The sequence below is a fragment of the Halomonas flagellata genome, from assembly GCF_022487945.1.
Lineage (GTDB): Bacteria > Pseudomonadota > Gammaproteobacteria > Pseudomonadales > Halomonadaceae > Halomonas > Halomonas flagellata.
Window position 1 is genome coordinate 1 of sequence record NZ_JAKVPY010000064.1, and the last position, 1,653, is coordinate 1,653.

The 1,653-nt window shown below is 62.9% G+C and carries 1 protein-coding gene; it reads left to right on the forward strand.

The genetic code is table 11. The features are described 5' to 3' along the window. The first annotated feature begins 92 nt into the window (after nt 1–92). Nucleotides 93–1,609, forward strand: a protein-coding gene (locus MKP05_RS21090; RefSeq protein WP_240570111.1) for an IS3 family transposase whose coding sequence is annotated in 2 segments (ribosomal slippage) — nt 93–527 and nt 530–1,609 — 1,515 coding nt in all. Because the reading frame shifts where the segments join, the coding sequence is not laid out codon by codon here. The last annotated feature ends 44 nt before the right edge of the window (nt 1,610–1,653 follow it).

The window sequence follows — 1,653 nt, forward strand, 5'->3', positions numbered from 1 at the left end:
CCCTATGCGTCAACGTAGTTGTCACCTAAACGGATTGAGAGGTGATCAACGTGCGTTACCCCGCAGAGCGTAAGGAAGCCATCCTCAAGAAGATGGCGCCGCCCATGAGCTTGACCATCCCGGAACTGGCTGAGCAGGAAGGCATCACCGCGACAACCCTCTACAATTGGCGGAAACAGGCCAGAGCACGAGGACAGGTTTTGCCATCACGCTCCACCAAGCCCGACCATTGGACCAGCCAGGAGAAGTTCCAGATCGTCCTGGAGACGGCCCCGATGAACGAGGCCGAACTCAGCGCCTATTGCCGCGAGCGCGGGCTCTACCCTGAGCAGGTGGAGACCTGGCGGGATGCCTGCATGAACGCCAACGCGGAGGCGGCAGAGCAGACCAAGCAGCAGCGCCAGGCCCGCAAGGAAGAACAGAAGCGGCTCCGCAAACTGGAGCGTGAGCTTCGCCGCAAGGACAAGGCGCTCGCCGAGACGGCGGCCCTGCTGACGCTGTCAAAAAAAGCCGAGGCGATCTGGGGCACGACCAACGACGAGGACGACTGACCAGCCTCCCGGATCGCCAGCGCATCGTGACCCTGGTGCAAGACGCCCAGCGTCACGGTGCTCGGCTGGCCAAAGCCTGTCAGGTGATGGGTATCAACGTGCGCACCTACTACCGCTGGGTTGATGAAGGCGAGGTGGCGGCTGACCGCCGTCCCGACGCCGACCGCCCGGAGCCGGCCAACAAGCTGTCTCCCGAGGAGCGAGAGGCGATCGTGGCGCTTTGCAACGCCCCGGAGTATCGGAGTCGCCCTCCAGCCTTCATCGTGGCCGATCAGGCGGACAAGGGCCACTACCTGGCCTCTGAGTCGACGATGTATCGGGTGCTTCATGAAGTCGGCCAGCAACACCACCGGGGCCGGCAGCAGGCCCCGCAGCGCAAGCGCTCCCCGACCACTCACCAAGCCACGGCGCCGAATCGCCTTTGGTGCTGGGACATTTCGTGGCTTCCCGGTCCCGCGCGTGGCACCTGGTGGTACCTGTACCTGATCATGGATGTCTTCAGCCGCAAGATCGTCGGGCACGAGGTCTACGAGACGGAGACCGGTGAGCTGGCCGCTGAGCTGATCCAGAAGGCCTGCTGGCGAGAGCACCTCACCGATCGTCACAAGCCCTTGATTCTGCACTCAGATAACGGCAGTCCAATGAAGGCGGCAACCTTCCTGGAGAAGCTCTACGACCTGGGCATCACCCCGTCGTACAGTCGGCCGAGGGTCAGCAATGACAACGCCTTCGCCGAGTCGGCCTTCAAGACGCTGAAGTACCGGCCGGGTTTCCCCGCCGACGGGTTCGCCACCCTGGCCAAGGCTCAGGACTGGGTTCAGCAATTTACCGAGTGGTACAACCATGAGCATCGGCACAGCGCCCTTCGCTACGTCACGCCGAGCCAGCGTCATAACGGCGAGGCCAAAGGCATCTTGGCGCAGCGCCGGGAGGTCTTCGAGGCGGCGAAGCAACGTCACCCGGAGCGCTGGTCGGGTGACATCCGGAAACTCAGCCTGCCAGAGGTAGTACACCTGAATCCCGAGAGGGACCCGGTGCCACAGGCAGCAGGGTTTTAAAGAGCCAGAACTATTTCATATGCCAACTATGTTGACAGGCTCCG